This is a genomic window from Streptomyces sp. NBC_00873 (genome assembly GCF_045207415.1).
GTDB lineage: Bacteria > Actinomycetota > Actinomycetes > Streptomycetales > Streptomycetaceae > Streptomyces.
On record NZ_CP108803.1, the window covers coordinates 702,615 to 721,630 of the forward strand.

At 66.9% G+C, this 19,016-nt stretch carries 20 protein-coding genes and 2 pseudogenes; 5 read left to right on the forward strand and 17 right to left on the reverse strand.

What is annotated here, in order from left to right; all coding sequences use genetic code 11:
- Nucleotides 1-293: 293 nt before the first annotated feature.
- Both OH809_RS03330 and OH809_RS03335 read left to right on the forward strand, forming a co-directional pair.
- A pseudogene (locus OH809_RS03330) lies at nucleotides 294-778 on the forward strand (ATP-binding cassette domain-containing protein); the annotation flags it as partial.
- Between the two features lie 108 nt (nucleotides 779-886).
- Nucleotides 887-2,089, forward strand: a complete 1,203-nt coding sequence (locus tag OH809_RS03335; protein WP_406424175.1) for a bifunctional class I SAM-dependent methyltransferase/NUDIX hydrolase — start codon at nucleotides 887-889, stop codon at nucleotides 2,087-2,089.
- Here the strand turns inward: OH809_RS03335 and OH809_RS03340 are convergent.
- Nucleotides 1,984-2,814, reverse strand: coding sequence for a peptide deformylase (locus OH809_RS03340; protein WP_406514833.1), 831 nt, complete (start codon nucleotides 2,812-2,814; stop codon nucleotides 1,984-1,986). The genes OH809_RS03335 and OH809_RS03340 overlap by 106 nt on opposite strands.
- Before the next feature lie 228 nt (nucleotides 2,815-3,042).
- Here OH809_RS03340 and OH809_RS03345 point away from each other — a divergent pair, with 228 nt between their 5' ends.
- Nucleotides 3,043-4,107, forward strand: a complete 1,065-nt coding sequence (locus OH809_RS03345) for a PP2C family protein-serine/threonine phosphatase (RefSeq protein WP_406425400.1) — start codon at nucleotides 3,043-3,045, stop codon at nucleotides 4,105-4,107.
- 425 nt (nucleotides 4,108-4,532) lie between these two features.
- Here OH809_RS03345 and OH809_RS03350 read toward each other — a convergent pair whose 3' ends face one another.
- The 3 genes from OH809_RS03350 to OH809_RS03360 form a co-directional block, all read right to left on the reverse strand.
- Entirely contained in the window at nucleotides 4,533-5,135 is a 603-nt protein-coding gene (locus OH809_RS03350) for a DUF421 domain-containing protein (RefSeq protein WP_406424173.1), read from the reverse strand.
- A gap of 222 nt (nucleotides 5,136-5,357) precedes the next feature.
- Nucleotides 5,358-5,663, reverse strand: coding sequence for a hypothetical protein (locus OH809_RS03355; protein WP_406424171.1), 306 nt, complete (start codon nucleotides 5,661-5,663; stop codon nucleotides 5,358-5,360).
- A 731-nt stretch (nucleotides 5,664-6,394) separates the two neighbouring features.
- The gene (locus tag OH809_RS03360) at nucleotides 6,395-6,808 is read right to left on the reverse strand and encodes a hypothetical protein (protein WP_406424170.1); all 414 of its coding nucleotides are present in this window, start codon (nucleotides 6,806-6,808) and stop codon (nucleotides 6,395-6,397) included.
- A 256-nt stretch (nucleotides 6,809-7,064) separates the two neighbouring features.
- On the opposite strand from OH809_RS03360, the pseudogene OH809_RS03365 reads away from it, so the two are divergent.
- Nucleotides 7,065-7,226, forward strand: a pseudogene (locus OH809_RS03365) (transposase); the annotation flags it as partial.
- A 163-nt stretch (nucleotides 7,227-7,389) separates the two neighbouring features.
- Here the strand turns inward: OH809_RS03365 and OH809_RS03370 are convergent.
- From OH809_RS03370 to OH809_RS03415, 10 genes are all read right to left on the reverse strand, one after another.
- On the reverse strand, nucleotides 7,390-7,686 hold the full coding sequence (locus OH809_RS03370) for a hypothetical protein (protein WP_406424168.1): 297 nt from the start codon (nucleotides 7,684-7,686) through the stop codon (nucleotides 7,390-7,392).
- 304 nt (nucleotides 7,687-7,990) lie between these two features.
- Nucleotides 7,991-8,386, reverse strand: coding sequence for a gas vesicle protein K (locus OH809_RS03375; RefSeq protein ID WP_327242696.1), 396 nt, complete (start codon nucleotides 8,384-8,386; stop codon nucleotides 7,991-7,993).
- Nucleotides 8,376-8,627 carry a gas vesicle protein gene (locus OH809_RS03380; protein WP_406424166.1) on the reverse strand — a complete coding sequence of 84 codons (252 nt, stop codon included), beginning with the start codon at nucleotides 8,625-8,627 and terminating at the stop codon, nucleotides 8,376-8,378. Before OH809_RS03380 ends, OH809_RS03375 begins: the two co-directional genes overlap by 11 nt.
- Nucleotides 8,624-9,439, reverse strand: coding sequence for a GvpL/GvpF family gas vesicle protein (locus OH809_RS03385; protein WP_406424164.1), 816 nt, complete (start codon nucleotides 9,437-9,439; stop codon nucleotides 8,624-8,626). The genes OH809_RS03380 and OH809_RS03385 overlap by 4 nt, the downstream gene beginning before the upstream one ends.
- The gene (locus OH809_RS03390; protein WP_406424162.1) at nucleotides 9,439-9,882 is read right to left on the reverse strand and encodes a gas vesicle protein; all 444 of its coding nucleotides are present in this window, start codon (nucleotides 9,880-9,882) and stop codon (nucleotides 9,439-9,441) included. The genes OH809_RS03385 and OH809_RS03390 overlap by 1 nt, the downstream gene beginning before the upstream one ends.
- Before the next feature lie 311 nt (nucleotides 9,883-10,193).
- Nucleotides 10,194-10,445 carry a gas vesicle protein GvpG gene (locus tag OH809_RS03395; protein WP_406424160.1) on the reverse strand — a complete coding sequence of 84 codons (252 nt, stop codon included), beginning with the start codon at nucleotides 10,443-10,445 and terminating at the stop codon, nucleotides 10,194-10,196.
- Nucleotides 10,446-10,454: 9 nt separating this feature from the next.
- Nucleotides 10,455-11,168 carry a GvpL/GvpF family gas vesicle protein gene (locus tag OH809_RS03400; protein ID WP_406424158.1) on the reverse strand — a complete coding sequence of 238 codons (714 nt, stop codon included), beginning with the start codon at nucleotides 11,166-11,168 and terminating at the stop codon, nucleotides 10,455-10,457.
- Nucleotides 11,169-11,171: 3 nt separating this feature from the next.
- Nucleotides 11,172-11,609: a gas vesicle structural protein GvpA gene (locus OH809_RS03405; protein ID WP_406424156.1), complete on the reverse strand. Its 438-nt coding sequence runs from the start codon at nucleotides 11,607-11,609 to the stop codon at nucleotides 11,172-11,174.
- Between the two features lie 94 nt (nucleotides 11,610-11,703).
- The gene (locus OH809_RS03410) at nucleotides 11,704-12,093 is read right to left on the reverse strand and encodes a gas vesicle protein (protein ID WP_406424154.1); all 390 of its coding nucleotides are present in this window, start codon (nucleotides 12,091-12,093) and stop codon (nucleotides 11,704-11,706) included.
- 571 nt (nucleotides 12,094-12,664) lie between these two features.
- Nucleotides 12,665-13,006, reverse strand: coding sequence for a hypothetical protein (locus OH809_RS03415; protein ID WP_406424152.1), 342 nt, complete (start codon nucleotides 13,004-13,006; stop codon nucleotides 12,665-12,667).
- A 1,065-nt stretch (nucleotides 13,007-14,071) separates the two neighbouring features.
- On the opposite strand from OH809_RS03415, the gene OH809_RS03420 reads away from it, so the two are divergent.
- Nucleotides 14,072-14,233 (forward strand): hypothetical protein, encoded by a 162-nt coding sequence (locus OH809_RS03420; RefSeq protein ID WP_406424150.1) that lies wholly within the window; start codon nucleotides 14,072-14,074, stop codon nucleotides 14,231-14,233.
- 188 nt (nucleotides 14,234-14,421) lie between these two features.
- Here OH809_RS03420 and OH809_RS03425 read toward each other — a convergent pair whose 3' ends face one another.
- The 3 genes from OH809_RS03425 to OH809_RS03435 form a co-directional block, all read right to left on the reverse strand.
- The gene (locus tag OH809_RS03425; protein ID WP_406424148.1) at nucleotides 14,422-14,763 is read right to left on the reverse strand and encodes a hypothetical protein; all 342 of its coding nucleotides are present in this window, start codon (nucleotides 14,761-14,763) and stop codon (nucleotides 14,422-14,424) included.
- A 586-nt stretch (nucleotides 14,764-15,349) separates the two neighbouring features.
- On the reverse strand, nucleotides 15,350-16,849 hold the full coding sequence (locus tag OH809_RS03430; protein WP_406424146.1) for a DUF6056 family protein: 1,500 nt from the start codon (nucleotides 16,847-16,849) through the stop codon (nucleotides 15,350-15,352).
- 60 nt (nucleotides 16,850-16,909) lie between these two features.
- A complete protein-coding gene (locus OH809_RS03435) occupies nucleotides 16,910-18,325 on the reverse strand; it encodes a glycosyltransferase (protein WP_406424144.1) in 1,416 nt (471 codons plus the stop codon).
- Between the last annotated feature and the right edge of the window lie 691 nt (nucleotides 18,326-19,016).

Consider the following 19,016-nt stretch of genomic DNA (forward strand, 5'->3'; position numbering starts at 1 on the left):
AATGGCAAGGTTTTCGATGCCGGAACGGGACTGCGTCAAAGCGCCCTCCAGGACTGACCCCAGAGACAGGGGGAGCGTCCGCCCTGCTCGCCCTCGTCCTGCCTCATCCCGGAACCTCACAAACTCCTGTGGCCTCCGGCGAAGTTGGCCCGGGCAGGACGGAAGGCCGCTGTTGGCGGGCGGTCACCTGCGGGCGGTGCGGTGCTCTGACCGGGAGGTGGTGGAACGCCGTGTCACTGGTCGTGTCAGGGGTGTGACAGGTGGGTGTCAGGCCCGGCGGGGACGGTGGGGGCATGAAAAGTTCGGCGATTCCAGTTTCAGGGCTACGCAAGGCATATGGGGACAGAGTCGTGCTCGACGGCATCGACTTCGATGTTGCCGCGGGAACGGTTTTTTTCATGCGCGGCCAGAACGGGGCGGGCAAGACGACGACGGTGAACGTCCTGACGACGTTGATGAAAGCTGACGCCGGGACGGTGCGCGTCGCCGGGCACGACGTGGTGACCGGGACCAAGGATGTGCGCGCGGTCATCGGCGTGACCGGTCAGTTCGCCGCGGTGGACGAACTGCTGTCGGGCCGGGAGAACCTGCAACTGATGGCGGACCTGAAGCGCGTGCGCTCCGGTGACCGGGTGGTCACGCGGCTGCTGGACGATTCGACCTGGTGGAGTCGGCGCATAAGTTGGCGGCGACCTACTCCGGTGGTATGCGCCAGAAGCTGGACCTGGCGATGACGCTGGTCGGCAACCCGCAGATCATCTTCCTGGACGAGCCGACCTGCTCACCACATCGTGGTCGCAGGTCCACCTGACCAAGCTCGATCCCTCCTTCCACTGCTACTCCCTGCAGCCCTGAACCCACCCATCCCCTCGGAGGAAGCCCGCCCATGACAGCGCAGTCGATCAACGAGGAGAGCTGGACCATCTACGGGCAGCGGCAGCTGGACTACGGCTACTCGCCGCCGGTGCCGGACCGCATCGACTGGGCGTTCTGGCCCGGCGTCGGCCCGGGCGCCGAGGTCCTCGGCGACCTACGGGGAAAGCGCGTACTCGACATCGGGTCGGGGCCCGGCCATCACGCCGTGCATCTCGCGCGTACCCACGGAGCCCTCGTGGACGGGATCGACATGTCGTCCACCCAGCACCAACGCGCCATGGCCGACCACAGTGCCGAGCCCGGTGTGCGATTCGTCTGCGCCGACGTCGCCGACCATCTGGACGGTGCAGAGCCCTACGACGTTGCGTACGGCATCCGGACCTTCGGCTGCATCGACCCGCGCCATCTGCTCCCGGCCCTTCGGGAGGGCCTCGCCGAGGGCGCTGCACTCGTCTTCTCCGCGCTGCATACCGACGGTGACGGCCAAGGGCCCTCCAGCACTGTGGCACCGCGTGAGCAGGTCATCCGGCTACGGGACGAGGAGCCGATCACCACCCAGATGTGGGTGCTCACTCCGCAGTTGTGGGAGGACCTGCTCACCGGTCACGGCTTCACCGTCGAAGCAGTGGACCTGTTGCGGGCGCCGCAGGACGACAGCCCCGTCGTGATCCAGCTCGTCCGGGCAAGGCGCCGGCCACGTCGTCGACAGCCGACCCGTATCTCCAGCCGCCCCCGCACGCACCGGCCGCCGGTCCCGCACGCGGCTGTAGGGGTCGGAGCCATCCTCGTCGGCGAGCAGGGTCTGCTGCTCGGCCGGCACCGCCGGGGGACGTGGGAACTCCCCGGTGGCACGGTGGAGCCCGGAGAGAGCTTCGAAGAGGCTGTCGTGCGCGAGCTGGCCGAGGAAACGGGTCTCGAAGCAACCAGTCAGGACGTCACCCTCCTTGGGACGCTGGTCGACCGCGTGGACGACGTGCTGCGCGTCACCGTCGGCGCCGTCGTCGGAGCCTGGGAGGGTGAACCCGCCGACCAGCCGGACGAGAGTGTCGGCGACTGGAGGTGGCACAGCCTGGCCGCCCTCCCGCAAGGGCTGTTCGTCTGCTCCGCTCAGATCCTCACGGCCTGGCGTCCGGACCTGCCCATCGATCGCTCCCCGGCGCACTTCACCCCGTTCCGCACGGGCACCACGGCAGGTCGCACTTCCGCGTCCTGACACCAATGGCCAGTACGGGCCAACTCAGCAAGTGTCACCCGTACTTTCAGGCCCCGCCGGTACTCCTCGACCGGGATCGGCTGAACCCCTGGCCGCATCCGCGCGGTGTGGAGGAGACCGTCGAGATGGTCGATCTCGTGGGCGATGAGCCGCGCGAGGACGCGGTCGTCGTCAGTGGAGGTGCCGGAGCCGTCGAGGGCGGTGGCCTGCACGGTGATGGCCAGCGGCCGGGAGACCATGCCGCGGACGTCGACCAGCTTTCCCGTGACCAACCACCTGCTCTTCGTATGAGGTGAGGCGCGCCGAAACACCTCCTGTCCCGCAGGAGGTGTTTCGGCGGGTGCAACTTTTGATCGGGGTGTCCATGTGGATGGCGAACCGACGGGTACTCTCGCATTTAAAGGTCGATTCCCCGGCTCTTGCGAAGAGTCCGATCCATGATGGTCCCAGCGGTGGGCGACCGGGCCGGGCTGCGGAACTGCCGGGCATTGGCGATCCGGCAGTCGCCGACCTTGCCCAGCGTGCCGGAGCACCGCCTCGCCACCCCGGGCGAGGAGACTCCGTCCTTCGGGAACCGGTGTCGTCCACCACTCACACCTGCGGACGCACCACCGCCACCTCCCGGTGGGCCAACCCCGCACAAAGGTCCTGACATGCCATTGGCTGGAGCAATGGCCGGCCCGAAGCGCCGCGGCGCAGCAAGATGGACGTCTTGACCACCTCATGTGCCAGGAGTCCCGCGTGTACAGGGTGTGTGAGTGGAGTCGCCAGGAGCGCCGTCCGCGTGCAGGCCACACGGTCGCTCCGTCTTCCGACCGGGCAGCGTCCGTGCTCGCGCCGCTCACTCCGCGACGGAGTGATCAGTGAGGCGGTCGGGCCGCCCCGGGGCGGCGAGCCGCTCGGCAGCGCGGCCTGGCGGTGGGGGCCCGCAGGTGCCGGCCGCGCCCGCCTGGATGCGCTGGCTGCCCGCCTTCTACGTCGCGGGCATCCTGGTGCTCGAACCCGTTACGCCCGTGCAGTGGCCGGTGAGCTTCCTGCTCATCGCCCTCCCCGTGATCGCCGCCTTCGCCCACGGCCCCGCTGCCGTCGCTGCCGTCACCGTGTTCGCGATCGTCTTCGAAGCGGTCCTGGCCGGCACCCCGTGCTGCGCGGGCCGCTCGGTGGCATACGTGTGGGAGCGCCACTACGTGGCTGCCTACCTGTGCACCGCTCTGGTCGGCGTCCTTGGAACAATCCTGGCTGCCCACCGCATGCGCCGGGAACGCACCCTCGCCACCGTGCGTTTCGTGGCCGAGATCGCGCAGCGTGTCCTGCTCAGCCCGGTCCCTCACCGCATCGGCCCCATTCTGGTGGAAGACCTCTACCTATCCGCCGCCGCGGAAGCACGCATCGGCGGTGACCTGTATGAGGCCGTCCCCACCACGTACGGACTCCGCCTTGTCATCGGCGACGTCCGCGGCAAGGGACTCCCTGCCGTGGAGACTGCCGCCACCCTCCTCGGCGCCTTTCGCGAGGCCGCCCACGACGAACCCGACCTCGTCGCCGTTGCCCGCCGGGTGGAGGCCAGCATGAACCGCAGGGCCGCCGTCCTACCCGGAAACGACATGGGCGAGCGCTTCGTCACTGCTGTCTTCGCGGAGATCCCCCGTCACCACGTGGTCCGCATCGTCAACTGCGGCCACCCCCCGCCCCTCCTCATCCGCCCCGACGGAGTCACTGAGCTGGAGACGGCCGACCCCGCACCGCCCCTCAACCTCGGCATGCTCCTCACGGAGGCCTACCGCGTCGACGAATACCCCTTCCGCCCCGGCGACCAGTTGCTGCTCTACACCGATGGCGTCACCGAAGCACGCGACCGCACCGGGGCCTTCTACCCCCTCCGCCAACGTGTCCTCTCCTGGGGCCCCCTCCAGCCTCGGGAACTCCTCGATCGTCTCCATCACGACCTCCTCATCTACAGCAACAACCGCCTCCACGACGACACCGCGGCCCTCGCCGTCTACCACCTGCCCGACTAGGAACCAGCCCGTGTCACAGATGTCGACTGGACCGCCGTACGGTCCGCAAGTACGCCCGGGCACGCACCTGGCACGAGGTAATGCGCCGGCCGCCGCTACGCGGACCGGCCGACCACCACGCCAAAATGACCTCCCGAACATGCCTGGCTGCTTGCCCTCGTCCTGGGCGACGTCGTCGCACCCGCCGACGCTTCCCCGGACATTGAGGCAGCCCATGTGGCGAACGCGACGGCGATCGGGGTCGCCAGCGGCCACTGCGCCCTTCCTGAGCTGCGTGCCGCGAACGCTGACCACGTGCTCAATCCCCTGACGGAGCAGTTCCCGGGCCTTGATCCAGGCTGTCGTGACGCCCCGGCGACGCACCGGAACCTTCCTTCTCGGCGTGTCCAAAGCGATGCGCCTGGGCCGAACAGTCCGAGCTGCTGTCATGGAGCGCCGTTCTGCTCCGTACTTCCTCCGTGGGGACCGCCGACGCCCGACCGCAGGAGGTTCTCGATCGCCGTGAGCCGCGCCTCCAGCCTGGCGATGTCACCACGGCTCGCCTGGGTCTTGGACGGTTTGAGCACGATGACCAGTTGACCATCCGGCTCCAGGCGTCCCAGGGCGACATCGCTGACTGTCTCGCCGTTCTGCATCCGGACAGCGTGTTCGAGCTCCGAGGAGCGCAGTGCCAGGCGCTTGGATGCTCTCTCCAAGATCGAGCCGTCTTGGATGACTGTGGTCGATGTGCCTTCGACGATGTGGGCCGCGCGCACGTCAGCCGCCAGCCACCGGTTCAGCAGGGCATTCACGACGACCAGCGTGACGGCGCCGATCACTCCACCCAGCAGGCTGTCGTCCCTGCCGATAATGGCGTTCTGGACAACATTGGAGAGGAGAAAGATCACGACGAAGTCGAACGTATTCAGATTGGCCAGGCTACGTTTGCCGCTGAAACGGAACAGCGCCACGATGACTACGTAGACCACGACTGTGCGCAGCACCTTTTCCGCGACAGGGATCTGAATTTCCAGCATGTCATGCCACACGGAGACTCCTCGGCGGGTCGGCGACGCTGATGAGCCGGTCAGCAAGGGGAAAGCGGCGTCCACGCGCTTGGCAATCAGCGATGTGCTGCATCGGCGGACACGACTGCTCCCGCCCTGTCCGTTGCACCAGCGGAAACTCAACGGTCATGATCGGTGAGACAACGGCTTCTGAGTGGGCATCACGGCAGACCGCAGGCACTGAGGTCGTTGCAGGATGCCGACTTATGCAGTGCCGTAGCGCCTGGCAGTGAACTGCACCTCCTGCGCAGCACCGGGCTGATTCAATTGCATCACGCTGATTTCCCGGCCCTCGTGGTGGACACGCAGCTTCGAGCCGTCCGGGATCACGCGCAGTTCCGGCCGCGGGTGACTCCACAGCAGGACGGCACGCTCCCACAGCTGCATCCCGAGCGTCGTCACGCGCAGCTGGTACGGCGAGGTCTCCTGGAGCTGGTGGGGCTGGATCCAGGAGGGAGTCGCGGAACTGTGGTCCGAGCCGGGGGACCGCACGGTATACGCACCAATCATGACTTCTCCGGGCTGCTGGACAATGCTCCATCAGCGCGACATCTGCACCGCCCCCACGGCGAGTTGACTGCCCCGGACGCCGAGCACGACGAAACCGCTGAGCACCCGGGCCGAGGCCGCATATCGGACATATAATTTTGGCGGATGCGGGGTATCCGAGGAATCGCCGAGTACACCCGAAGGTCACCGCAGGGATGTCCCGCACCGCCACGGCGGCCGCCAGTCCTTGGCGACTGCCGCGCGCAGCCGGCCTCCGGCATCGAGTGAGTGCCGGGGGTCGCCGTACGTCGGCGTGGGGCACCGGCTCGCCACGCATCAACGCCCATCACCCCGCCGGGCCATGCTGGTCAGACCGGTGCACTCGTGGATAGCGTCGCTACGGTGACCAACTGGACCACGATCTCCACCGAACCGCGGTGCCACCACGGTGGCGATGCCGGCCGGCGCACGCCCGCGTAGGACGGTCTCATGGGTTCCTCTGATGTACGTTTTCACAGGTCAGCGATGTGACCAGGGGTCTCACGGATCTGCTGCGCGGTTGTGGTCGGCCTGCTCCTCGGCGTCGCCGAGCGACTCGCAGGTCGTGCACGCCCTCCAGGACCGCGATGACGGACGCTTCCGTCCGGCCGCGCCCCCAGCTTCGCCGTACGAAGGTGCGGGCGCACGCACCGCTCGCCCGCCGATGACGTCTCCCCCGGAGGTCACCGCACGGTGGTGGGCCTGGCCGAGGATCAGGTGGCGTCGCCGTAGGCGGCCTCTTCCAGCGCCCGCAGGATGAGCCGGAACTCGCAGCGGTCGACAGCGTGGATGACTTCCCGGAGCTGTACCGCGCACTCCCCGACCAGAGAGGCTGCGATCTCCAGCACGGCGACCTCGCTGCGGGAGGCCCGGCGCGACCACCCCAGAGTAAGCATGAGCCGCCTGAGCGCGTCCCAACTGACCGCAGGGTTGATGCCGGACCGGTCGATCAGCGGACCACCGACAGCGTCCGCGAGCTCCTGGTCATCGATGAGACGCCGCAGCCAGTAGCCGTCGCGGTGCGCGCCCAGGAGCCGGGTCGCCGCCCTCGTCCGCTCGTTGCCCACGCCCTGCAGCAGGCTCTCAGCAAGCTCATCGCCCGTCATCCCGTCGCTGGTCACCGTCACCGGTGTCTCCGTTCTCCTGGATGGTCGCGGCCGCAGTCGGCCCGGACATACTGTGCGCGGCCGCGCCCTCAGAATCGCGCCGTACACGCCGGGCGATCCCCCGGACGCTTCGAGGTGTCCGGGATTTGTGAAGCGCACCACCGAGGCTGCCACCACCGAGGCTGCCACCGCCATTGCTGCCATCGGCAGGTCAGTGACCGCGGCTGGAGGCGGCCGGGCGGGCATGCGCTCCCGCCGATGACCAAGGGAGCGGGTTCATCGGCAGGTCGTTGACGGGGTGCTGTACCGGATCCGAACCGGGGTGCAGTGGCGGGATCTGCCAGAGCGCCTACGGGACACGCGGCGGGCGCCGAAGCCTTTTCCCACAGCAACATCAGGGCGTGAATGGCGTTTGCCCTCGCCGCGCTTGCGCTCGTAGAAGGTCCGGGAGTCGGTGTCGTAGCGGATGCTCCTGAGCCCTCCGTGGGAGTCGGGATTACCGGGCGGCCGCCGACACCGGCCAAGGCCACGACAGCCGAGAGCAGACGACGTCCCGGACGGACGGCTGTTCCGTTCCGTCCATGCGGTCGCTCCGCCGTGCGTCACGGGTGGTCAGCGTCAGGCTGAATGTCCTCGACGGCCCTGGCGAGTCGCCCGAGCATGGTGCGGTGCCGGATCTGCAGGAGGGCGTCGAGGGCGGCGTTGTGGAACTGCCCTCCCGGCCCGCGCAAAGGGTGTTCGTCGACAATCACGAGAGTGTTGTCGCCCCAGGGCCGGATGTCGAAGGCGATCCGTGCCGTGCCCAGCGGACCGCTGTCCGCCTCGAGTTCGAGCGCACCGGGCGGATCGAGGCGACGGACGGTGGTGTGGCCCTGGAACCCCTTGGGGCCCAGACGCACCGTGTAATCGATCGAAGATCCGGCCTCGGGCCATCGGCTTTCCCCCGGGCCGGTTCCGTGTGTGCCGACGACTGCATCGCAGCGAGCTGCAACCGGCCCTGTGGCCGCCTCTCAGCTCTGAAGCAACATCGTCCCGCGCGGGTGGTGGCGGCGTTCGGACCACTGGCGGCTGCCGACAGCGCACTCGCCATTGCCTGGTACGCGAAGTAATGGGTACCCGCGAGTGCTGCGAAGGCCGAGCGGAGCAAGGGCAGGTCCGGTCGGGACTGAACGGCCGCAATTCACTTCATCGTGGTGCGAGTAGCTATTCGGAGGGCGGCAGCAGGGTCCCCAAGGGGCCGAGGTCGAGGTTGAGCTCCTCCATGGTCAGGTCGTACCGGGCACACAGCTCGTTCATACGATCGTGGAGGATCAGGAGAGTGGCCCCGAGGCGTTCCTCCTCTTCCTCTGTGAGGTCTCCCTCGTCGACGCGGTGCAGAGCCTGGCGCTCCATGAGCTGTCGCAGGAGTTCGACGAGGGTGAGGACGAGTTTGACCAGGTCACGCTCCACGGTGTCGGGTTCCGCGACGATCCGGCGTGTCGTCCTGTGCGCCGGAGGTTTCTCGTCCTGGGACGTGGCGGGCAGCAGACGGAAAGCCCGCGTGGCCGCGTCGGCGACCTCGTCGAAGCGACGTCCGGGCCCGCGGTCTTCATTCGTCATGGTCGTCTCGCGACTGTGGTGTGCCCTCCGCCCAGGGCGACGGGTTCTGCGCGGTGATGGAGACGATGATCGCCCGCAGGGAGACACGTACAAGGTCGATGCCTGCGATCGACAGCGTGATGTCACCGGTGAGGACAGCGCCACCGCTGAGGAGGCGGTCCAGCAGGTCGATGAGGGCTATCTGCCGGGCGGGCAACGGTTCCTTCTCGGCTTCTACGGGCAGCCTGGCAGCGCCGGTCACGGTGAAGCCGTCCCCTCCGCGGGTTCGGCATCGGGCGGCGAGGCGAAGGAGTAGGGCGCCCAGGGGCCGGTGACCTCGACGCGCACCGCGTCCAGGCCTTCGGCCGCTCGCATGACGTCGGAAAAGAACGCCTCAGCATGCTCCGCCGGTACGAGGTACGCGTCGTTGACGACGTTCTCCCCGGACCCGACCGCGAGTTCACCCTGCTGGAGCCTGTGCCGGGCCCGGTCCACCGCATGGATGCCGGCTGCGGCTTCGACGTTCTCAGCTGCCCGTTCGGCTGACCGGTAGGCGTCTTCCTGTGTATGCCGTTGTGCTCTGCGACTGCGCAGGTAGGCACGCCCGGGGCTGAGACCGGGCGCCGGAGCTGCGTCTGTCTGGTCGGCCGTGACCGCTACTGGTTCGACGTATATTTTGACGCCCCACTCGACGTGCGCCGCCAAGCGGGACAGCCGGTCGCTGAACGTGTCCTGGCAAGCGTCGAGCGTCATAGCGACCCGCTCGTCGTCGAGATACACGGTCGCGAGCCGCAGCGGAAGCACAGTGGTATGGGCGGACAACGCCTCAACCACGCTGTGGTGGGCCCTGGCCACCGCCTCAAGCCAGTCCAGGTCCTCAAGGTGCCGCTTGAGGGCGTCCTCCTGAAAGTCCTCGGGCGGCACAGGGCTCACCACCGCCGCAACGTCACCACCATGCCGATCGTGTACCAGGTGCACCGGGGCCCGCGCCACGCCTTGAATGCCGGCGAGGACATCCGGCAGTCCGTCGGCGTCTCGCACCACGGCATACGTGTAACTGATCGGCTCGGTCATCACTCATCCCGCTTCTTGGGGCGGACCTTGGCCGACTGCCGGCGCTGCGGCGCCGCATGCGGCGATTTCTCGGTCACGGAACGGCGCTCTTCGGCCGCCGGAAGCTCCGCGTCCTCGCGCAGAGCTTCGATCTCCGCGCGCAGGCGCTTGTTCTCCTCTGCCAGCTCGCGACTGCCGTTCGCGCGGGAGGACAGTGAGGGATCGTGCTCCCACCAGTCGATTCCCATCTCCTTGGCCTTGTCCACGGATGCGACCAGCAGGCGGAGCTTTATGGTGAGCAGTTCGATGTCGAGAAGGTTGATCTGTATGTCGCCCGCGATGACGATGCCTTTGTCGAGCACCCGCTCCAGAATGTCGGCGAGGTTGGCAGAGGACCCCTGGGCGTACTGCGGGGACGACCTGTATGGGAGGGAGCCAAACCTGCTGGCAACGGGTTCTGTCACGGCCTATCGACCTCGGTTTCCTGGATCCCAGCGCCTGGAAGCAGAACTACGGCGCGGGCAGACATCAGGTCCACCCCGGGCTGAAGGCCGGGCGCGACCGCATTCCTGCCCGCGTGGAGCAACTCCTTGAGCGGCTGCTTGTCGACATGAGCGCGGACGGGCCCAGCCCGGGTCGGTGGGCCGCTGCAGGTTTCTTGCCGACGAGACACAGGGCGATGGGCCAGGCGCTCTCGTCCACCCCCGTGCCCCGCGGCCGTGGCCTCCCAGGAGGTCAGTGCCTGGCATCGCATTCATCATCGCCGAAATCTCGGTCATGTCCCGCGGATCTCCCGGTGCGCTTTGATCTCGTCGAGCCGGTCAAGCAGCTCGTCCTCGCGCTGGTCGAACGTCTCCTCGTCGATCGCTCCTGACAGGAGCGCCTTCTCCAGCTCCGCGAGCTCCCGCTCGACCGGCCCGGGGTCGTAGTACTCCCGCTCCGCAGCGTCCACGACACGCTCCACGACCCAGCCCACGCCGCGCACGGGTGCCAGCGGGAGAGTGAGGATCTGGCCGAACAGGCCCATGAGTGCTCCCTACACGAAGCTGTACGGCGGCAGCGGGCCACGCAGCCGCCAGTCGAAGTCCTCGCCCAGTTCGGCAGCGAGGTTCTTCTCCGTGGCAGTGAACCGGTCCTCCCGGCGTCGATCCACCAGGAAGGAGACGTTCAGGAAGTCGTTGCCGGCCGTCTGTGAGGTCCGCTCATCGCGGGCGAGGGGGAGCAACGCCTCGATGACAGCGGCTGCCAGTGCTTCCTGGCGGGCCTGGACCTCGTTCGCCACGAGCTCGCCCAAGGCGAGCGGCAGGTCGGGGTTGTTCTGGCCGGCCCGGATGTCATCGTTGAGTCTTCGGGCCTCCGGCGACTCCTGGAGGATTTGGCGCAGCAGCGCGTCTTCGTCCTGTGCCGCCTTCAGGTTGTATTCGGCGCACCCGTCCAGCGCGGCCAGCCGTTCCGTGTACCGCTCGGCGTTCTCCTCGAGCACGGCCCGCACCGCGTCGTCGTCAGGGGCCAGCAGACCGAATCGCAGCGGCAGCACGGTGCCGTCGGCCATCAGCCGCTCCTGGACCGCCTGATGTGCACCGACGTCCCGGCGTTTGGCGCGCAGCTCCTGCGGAGCGTCACTGACGACTGCGCTGAGGATTCCGCCCTGCACCGTACGCAGCTGGGCAGGAGGGTCGCCCACGCCGTTGAGATCGTCCAGGCGCAGCGGATGCGTGGCCGCCGTTATGGCGTACACATACACGGCCATGGCTCAGTCCTCCCGGTGCCGGGAAGCACGGTGGGCCGTCCGGGGGCGGGGCCGCTCCTGCCTCTCTTCGGCTTCCTCGTCCTTGCGGCCCTGCTGCAAGGCGTCGGTGACGGCCTCCATCGCGCCGGTCAGTGCCCCCTTGCTCTTGCCCTTGGCTCCGCCTTCGGTGACTTCTCCGACGAGGTCGGTCAGCTTGCTGGGTGCCTTGCGTCCGGACTCCAGGTCGAGGCGGTTGCAGGCCTCGGCGAAGCGCAGGTAGGTGTCCACACTCGCCACGACGATGCGGGCATCGACCTTGAGGATCTCGATGCCAACCAGCGATACGCGGGCAAATACGTCGATGACCAAGCCGCGGTCCAGAATGAGTTCCAGAACGTCGTACAGAGTGCCGGAGCTCGGTCCTTGAGAAATACTGCCTCTGCCTTGCGGCACCACGGTCATGGTGCCCTCCCTTCACCATCGGCCGCATCAGCGGCTCGGCGGCCCTTGCTCCCACCCTGCGACCTGACAGCCGGGGACGGCGGTCATAAAAGGGTCATGCGAGCCGATCGATCTGCCCGCGTGTATAGCGGCGGGTCTGCTCGTACGCCATCAGTTCGCCGTCCTGGTCCAGCGTCACCCGGTAACTCGCCATCACACTGGTGGTCTCGGGGATGCGTTCCAGCTCCATGACCTCCACCTGCGCCTCCCAGCCGTCCTCGGTGGGCTGCACCGCGGAGACGGATTCGGGCGACCTCCCCAGCATCTCCTCAAGCTGCTCGGCCGCGTACCGCATCGCCCGCGGCGCGGACACGCGGCCAGATGTCGACGAATCACGTTGCACCCGCGGCTTCGTGCTGCGAGCGCTGTCGCTGCGCGACTCCGTGGCCTTGCTCCGGGACGGCTGCCGACGTTCACCGCCGGCGCTCTTTTCTCCAACGGCCATGCTGCTGCTTCTTCGGTAGGAAAGACGGCCTCTGAGCACTGGGCTGCTCTGAGTCTCGCTCAGCCGCTCGGGTTAGCAATGCGCACCGACATGATATAGCCGCGCTATTCGCGGTCTGCCTCTGTCGAATTCGCTCGTGACCGCCTTTGGCCCGCACCAGGGGCCCCTCCGGTGCGGGCATGCAGGCTGGTGAAGGTACCGATGCTAATTTGGCGGTTCGTGGACACGTTCGGAGCCACGAGCAGCCCGCGTTCAGTCCACATCTTTAGCTTTTTCCGAAAGAAAAGGTTGATGTATGAACCGTTGGGATTCCATGGAAACTCAGGAAGAGTGCATGGTTACTACAGGAAAGTATGTGCCTTCCGCAGGAACGCGTTCAGCAGCCATCGGCGCGGTTTTGCCGGTGTCGATCCGACGGCGTGGGATCCGGCTCTTCTGTCGGTGCGGGCAGCCCTTCAGGACCGCTTCCTCTAGGGGCGCGCAGAAATTGACACTGCCGACGCCTCACGGAGAGTGAGCCCATTTCCACGCCCGGCGGCTCGGACACAACGGACCTGGTGTTGGACAGTCCTCACGTACTGAGCAGGCGGTTGAAGAACGAACGGTAACGCTGAAGCGCTATGCGCAGATCCTCGGCGTGGACCTCCTCTCCCCGGCCCCACTGCCTTTCGAGCCCTTCCTTGCGGGATGCGAACGACCGGGCCAGCGTCTGCATGACCTCGGCGACCAAGGCGTCGGCCGTGCGGACGGAGTCCCGCGGATCGTCGACGAAGGCAGTCTGGGCAGCCGCCCATTTGGCCTGGCAGGCCTCGGCTGCCTCGGGCCCGAGGAGCGGCTCCTGGCCCTGCTCCGGCGCCGAAGCGTGCGGGGTTGCCCGCGGCCCGCTCCGTGGACGCCGCGCCCTCAGCGGCATCCGCAGTGGACGGGAGCGCGTCGCCCACCGCTGCCGGCCGGGCCCCACAATCTGCGTCCCGGTCCTCCCGAGGCCGCGAGATCCTCGGTACTCGGACCCACGTCGGTCGCGCCGCCGCAGTCGCCCGGTCCACTGCCTTGCGCTGCATGGGTGTTCACCTGTTCACCCAGGGTGCGACCCGCCACCACGGGTGCCGCGGCCCGTCCGGTCTCGGGAAGTCCCGGGATCCACAAACTGCTCAAGTGGCCTCAAAACAACCGTTCGCCCAGGCGACTGGCACGCCGTGATTTCGGCGCCGGGGCCATCACGCAGAACCTCGCGAGTGCTCACAGGGCCGCCCGGGGATCTGGCCTATGGCCAGGACGGAGGGGAGCCTCAGGGCTGTCCCGACCTGCACGCGGCGGGCGGATCCTGTGGGTCCACCCCTGTGGACCGGCGCGACGGCCACCGTGTGGTCTTGGAGGCCGCCCGCGCAGCGGTAGCTGCGGGCTGAGTTGGCGTGTCGCCCCGGCCGAGGTCCTGGAAGCCGCTGCCGGCGTCCCTGTTGCGGATGAACGGACCACCCTACGATGCCGCGTGTGATCAAGGAGATGCCCGCTTGTCCTGTCCAGAGGCCATGGCCGTCTGGAGGCCTTCCAATTGCCCGTGTTGTCTGCGCGGGGAACCGTCGGCGGCGATGAAAGCCGCCGTGTCCCCGCCGCGGCCGCTAAATGTCACCTCGGTCTTTCCCGAGCTCGCCGCACATGCGAGGACATCAATCCGGCTGCACCCTGCACCGGCGAATCCCGGCCCGCGTGACAGCTCCGCAGGAGGACCGCCAACATGGCCGGAACATGAAGAATGGCCAACCTGCCCAGGTCGCCGTCACCTGATGCGCGATCAGCCCCACCGCCCCGCCAACGTCCGAGGTGAGCGGTCGACGGCGTTCGCGTACCACGGTGAGATCACCTGGGACGAGATACCCGCGGATACGTCATGGCCCTTGCTGCCCGTCCTGCAGGTGTACGCACATGACGGCTCGGCCCACTTCGGCCTCCTCGCCGACGTCCGGGTAGCCCAAACCGGGTGGAGGGAGAAGGCGGTCGGGCCGCCCTCCCGACCGCCCGGAACACTGAAGCCTTCAGGAAGCTCCAGCCGACCATGTGTCACCTGTTCGACGACGACGGCTTCTTCGTCAGCAGCCCCTGCTTCGAGCACTGCGCGAACACCAACAGCAAGGTCGGCTGACAGCCGCTGACACGACGTGGGGCCCGGCCGACCGCCGCCGGGCCCCATGCTCAATGCGCCTACCATCGCACGACGTGCACCACGGCAGCTTGCGCCGTTATTCGGGCTGCCCAATCCGGCCACAGGCACCATCATCGACCACCTCGGGCCGATAATTACATTTCGAGGAACCGCCCTTGAGCCATGTCTCATTTTCCACTTCGCCGGATCCAATGGGCCCGGCGTTGACGACGCGCAACTGAATTCGGTTGAACGTCGCCGGATTCCCGGGCTTCCGTAGTGGGAAGGCCCGTCGAGACGCCAAGGTTGCCTACGGCATAATCCGTCGCTGCAATGCTGTTGACGAGCTGATCTTCGGTGAAATTCTCCGAACCGGGAACATGCGGGATGAAGCCGACGAGCACGCCTTCGCTGACGATCTCCGCGTCAAGACCGGCAGCCCCGTCAAGATCCCACAGAGCTTCGAGATCTTCGTCGAGCACGACCCTGATACCGAACTCGTAAACACCTGCCTCGACCACATGCGCCATGACTCCGCGAGCCCGGAGTCTCGACACCATCCGATCTGCACGATCTGATTCCATACACGTACACCTCGTCACTCCGGGCGACAGGTACCTTTGCCGACTACGTCAAGCACACGCCAGGGACTCAGCGAAAACGACAGGTCGTTCTCCCTTCGTCAACGCTACGCCGAAACAAATCCATCCACCCATCAGCTAAACGTGACGACTCTCGTCGGACAAAACCGTACGACGCTTTTGAAGCAGCGGTACACGATTGGCTCGCGATCGATGAAGAAGTTCCGACAGGAGCGCTCATCTCATTTCACTGAATCAAGGAGATTCCGTGGACCCCATTCGGAGTACGCAGGCCCATTCGTAACCACGCAACAAGTAGATTCTCTTGCGAATTCATTCAAACGGTTTCACCATTATCGATCGCCGGCTCTCTCATCATTACGCTGCGGAATTAAATCCCTCCGCGCCCGACCGTGCCCGGGCCCCGGGAAAATCGCCGCGCTCATCTGGGATGTCACCATTTCCAGCTTGCGCCGAACGGTCGCCTACGGGACAACCCTCAGCCCATCGGTGTCGTCGGATGGCCTGGCTCCGTTCAGGGAAACCGGGGTGAGTAGGTGATGCGCTTGAGGTGGTACCACCGGGCAACGCACTTGGCCGGCCATGGCTTCTGACCGTGCCGGCCGAACGGTTCGCCCAGTCCGCTGACCGAGACCGGTGTGTAGGGCAGCACCTGGTCGCCGCGTGCCGCGTGGGTGCGCAGCCACCGGTCCTGGCGGTCCCAGTGCTGGGCCCGTACCTCCATCTTCCGCTCCAGGTGGGCCAGAGGAACGGCGAGTCCGATGCAGGCCATGACGCAGACCACTGCCGCGGCCGCCATCGCGAGGCCGGGCAACCACTGCCGTGTGCGCAGGACGCGGCCCAGCATGGCACCGACGGTGACCAGGAGCATGACGTAGAGCAGCAGATAGTCGTTCCAGGTGCGGGAGGCGGTGGCCACGCTCGCGCCGAATGCCGGATGGGCGACGACAGTGCAGAGATATCCGGAGAGCAGGAACGCGATTACCCCGACCACGACCGGAATGAGAGGCCGACGCCATAGGAGCCCATGCGTCCGCGGGCCGTCTCCGCGCACCAGCAGTCCCAGGAGGAGGCCGGCCGCGAAGGCCCCGGCGTACTGCCACGTCGAAAGGATCGTGCCCAGGATGTCCATGAACGCGCGCAGACATGTCATGAGCGTGTCCGGGCTGAACATTGACGTGGCGTCGGCGTCGAACCGCTCGCGCCGGGTGCGCGCGCCGGGCGACGTGTAGAGGATGACGGTTCCGATCGCGGTACCGACGAAGGCGACCGCGCACCACGAGCGGGCCAGAGTCCGGCCGGGGCCCGGCAAGGCCCAGTAACTCGTCAGCAGTGCAAGGGCGAGCACGACGAACACTACGACCGCCGTCTCCTCCGACAGCGTGCCGATGAAGACTCCGGCCACGAGCGCGGTGCCGAGGGCGAAGACGCGGCCCTTCCGCGTGCGCGCGCGTAGCAGCGGGATGACGGAGCCGGCGGCCAGAACTGGCGCGAGGGTGTGCGAAACCGAGGAAGCCGGCCAGTAGAACGTCTTGTAGGTGTTCTGCGTGGCGAAAAGGAAGACGACCGTCATCATCGCCGCCACCAGCGGCGGGATCGCGCGGGGCGCGCGCATCCCGGTGCTGCGGAGCGCTGAGGCGGTCACTGCCCAGAGAATGCCCAGGATGAGAATGCCGGTGATCAGTGCGAACCACCTGTGGCCCGGGACCCCGAACGCGGCGTAGGCGACCACGAGCAGCGCGTTGGCGACGCGTCCGTTGTCCTGGAAGTAGAACTTGTCGATCAGACCGGATGCGCCGTCGTCCCGGACTACCGGGAGGAAGCACCAGTCGTCCGCTCCCGGGCGGACCAGTCGGCCCATCCAGACCGCCGCGCTCAGAAGGCCGAGTGGCAGCAGTACGAGAACGGTGGTCCACACGTTCGTCCACCGTGACGCGAGCCACTTGTTGCTCCCCGTACCCGATCCGTCTTCCGGGTGGGAGAGGTCAGGGGCCGTCGATTCGTCTGCCGTCATGTGTCCTGGTGCCCTTCATGATGGAGGCGCCGTTCGGGTCCGGCCGGCGCGGGTTCCCGATCAGCGGGCCCGTTGCTGGGTGAGGGCGGTGCCGGAGTTGATGGCCCATCGGGCGAGCAGGAACGAGAGCGGGGTGGCAAGGAGTCCTGCCGCCACGGCGGCGACGTTCTTGCCCATGCCCAGGGTATGTACACCGGCAAAGAGGAGAATGCCGGTGAGTACGAGGTTGACGATGCTCGAAACGGGATACCGGAAGAATCCGTGCCACGTCGGTTTCGTACGACAGGTGATGTACGTATTGAGGAAGAACGACCCCACGATACTGACCGCGAAACCAATGACGTGGGCGATCAGATAGGGGATCCATCGGTTCAGGGAGGCGTACACCGCCAGATAGACCGCCGTATTGACGATTCCGATCGACGCGAAGACGAAGAACTGGCGCACGGTGCGCCCCTTGGCCGATCCGATCGCGGAGGCTCCCGCATCCGTCGCTGACAGCATTTCGGGCGGATGACGGTCCGCAATGGTGTGGCGCTCCTGCCGCACGCTTACCTCCGTCTCGCGCACCACGTAGAGCGGCCGGTGCTTCGTTTCGTAGTAGATGCGGCCGACGTATTCACCGATAATGCCGAGCGTGGCCAGCTGGACCCCGCCGAGTGCCACGACAGCGGTCAGCAGGGTGGCGAATCCAGGGACGCGCACACCGTGCAGGGCAACGCCGATGACGATCCATAGCGCGTACGCCAACGCTGCGGAGAAGAGCGTGAGACCGATGTAGACAGCCAGACGCAACGGTCGGCTGTTGAAGGAGATCAGTCCGTCGATGCCATAGTTGAGCAGGCGTCTTCCACCCCATTTCGAGGTACCGGCGGCGCGGCTGACGTTGTGATAGGTGAAGCTGACGGTGTCGAAGCCGATCCAGGAAAAGATTCCCTTGGAGAACCGGTTGGCTTCGGGCAGGGCGAGCACTGCTTCGACGGCAGGACGGGACAGCAGCCGGAAGTCTCCCGCTCCGTCGGTGATGTCGACATCCATGCAATGCCCCATCGCACGGTAGTAGGCCGTGCTGACGACGCTGCGCAGCACGCCGTCCCCCGAACGGTCCCGACGCGCGACGACCTGGTCGTAGCCGTGCTGTCGCAGCTCCAGTAACCGGGGAACGAGTGAGGGCGGATGCTGAAGGTCGGCGTCCATGAGAATCACGGCGTCACCCCGGGACATACGCAATCCCGCAAGCATCGCGGCCTCCTTGCCGAAATTCCGGCTGAAGGAGGTGTAGCGAACCCGCGGATCCGCGGCAGCGAGAGCGCGCAGCTGCTCCCTGGTCGCGTCCCGGCTGCCGTCGTCGACATAACAGACTTCGAAGCTGCGTCGAGTCGTCTCGAGGACGGCAACCAGTGTTTGGTGAAATCGCTCGATCACCTCGTCCTCATTGAAACAGGGAACTACGATCGAAACCTGGCACTCTGTCATTCGGATCCCTGGCAGGTGTGGTCACGGCATCTCGGAGCATGCGTCTGTGTCCTCTTGACGCGTCTCGACCCGAGGCATCGTCAAACGAATTGTGCAGGCCCCATCGTTCTCCGCGATGCCTTCCGGCCGAATCACGCCACGGGATGGCACCGAATGGGTGAAGCATCCGTCTCGTCGCTGCCCGAACGGTCCTTGGCGATGCGCCTGACCGGTCGGCTCCTGATTCCTCCCTGCTGCGTTGCAGTGTTCTTCGAACAGAGAGTTGCGCAGACTCGGCTCTGATCAACGGCACGTGCGCTCATGTTCTGCTGGACTGTGTGGCACTGAGCCATCTTCTGGAGCCGTTCGGACCTTTCCGGCCCTGTTTTCCCTGATAGCTGCCGGTGAACAGCCGTGCCCCGCCGGACAGCGAGGGGGCGTGGGCTGTGAGGGCCGGGGTTTCCTCCTGGGTTCGGCGCCCCGAGGGCTGACACGCCGGAGCGAACTGGTCCCGACTGCGCCCGCCTGTGGGCGGGCCCGGACGCGAGGGCCGCGGCGCGGTGCCGGACCCGAGCGAAAGGAATACCGGTCGTGGAACGTCCCCCAGGTGAATCCGTTCAGGAGCGACGGAGGGACGGTGTTCCGGGCCGCGGGACAGCTCGGTGGTGGACATCTCTGTGGGTCGGTTCGCTCGCGATTATCCCCATCGCTC

Excerpts from the sequence above, each read along its gene's own strand:
- OH809_RS03395 (WP_406424160.1), bottom strand. The coding sequence starts at position 10,445 with ATGGGCCTGTTCGGCCAGATCCTCACTCTCCCGCTGGCACCCGTGCGC.
- OH809_RS03340 (WP_406514833.1), bottom strand. The coding sequence starts at position 2,814 with ATGAGGTGGTCAAGACGTCCATCTTGCTGCGCCGCGGCGCTTCGGGCC.
- OH809_RS03385 (WP_406424164.1), bottom strand. The coding sequence starts at position 9,439 with ATGACCGAGCCGATCAGTTACACGTATGCCGTGGTGCGAGACGCCGAC.
- OH809_RS03415 (WP_406424152.1), bottom strand. The coding sequence starts at position 13,006 with ATGCCGCTGAGGGCGCGGCGTCCACGGAGCGGGCCGCGGGCAACCCCG.
- OH809_RS03425 (WP_406424148.1), bottom strand. The coding sequence starts at position 14,763 with ATGGCGCATGTGGTCGAGGCAGGTGTTTACGAGTTCGGTATCAGGGTC.
- OH809_RS03345 (WP_406425400.1), top strand. The coding sequence starts at position 3,043 with ATGCGCTGGCTGCCCGCCTTCTACGTCGCGGGCATCCTGGTGCTCGAA.
- OH809_RS03335 (WP_406424175.1), top strand. The coding sequence starts at position 887 with ATGACAGCGCAGTCGATCAACGAGGAGAGCTGGACCATCTACGGGCAG.
- OH809_RS03400 (WP_406424158.1), bottom strand. The coding sequence starts at position 11,168 with ATGGCCGTGTATGTGTACGCCATAACGGCGGCCACGCATCCGCTGCGC.
- OH809_RS03430 (WP_406424146.1), bottom strand. The coding sequence starts at position 16,849 with ATGACGGCAGACGAATCGACGGCCCCTGACCTCTCCCACCCGGAAGAC.
- OH809_RS03355 (WP_406424171.1), bottom strand. The coding sequence starts at position 5,663 with ATGATTGGTGCGTATACCGTGCGGTCCCCCGGCTCGGACCACAGTTCC.
- OH809_RS03405 (WP_406424156.1), bottom strand. The coding sequence starts at position 11,609 with ATGACCGTGGTGCCGCAAGGCAGAGGCAGTATTTCTCAAGGACCGAGC.
- OH809_RS03375 (WP_327242696.1), bottom strand. The coding sequence starts at position 8,386 with ATGACGAATGAAGACCGCGGGCCCGGACGTCGCTTCGACGAGGTCGCC.
- OH809_RS03435 (WP_406424144.1), bottom strand. The coding sequence starts at position 18,325 with ATGACAGAGTGCCAGGTTTCGATCGTAGTTCCCTGTTTCAATGAGGAC.
- OH809_RS03410 (WP_406424154.1), bottom strand. The coding sequence starts at position 12,093 with ATGGCCGTTGGAGAAAAGAGCGCCGGCGGTGAACGTCGGCAGCCGTCC.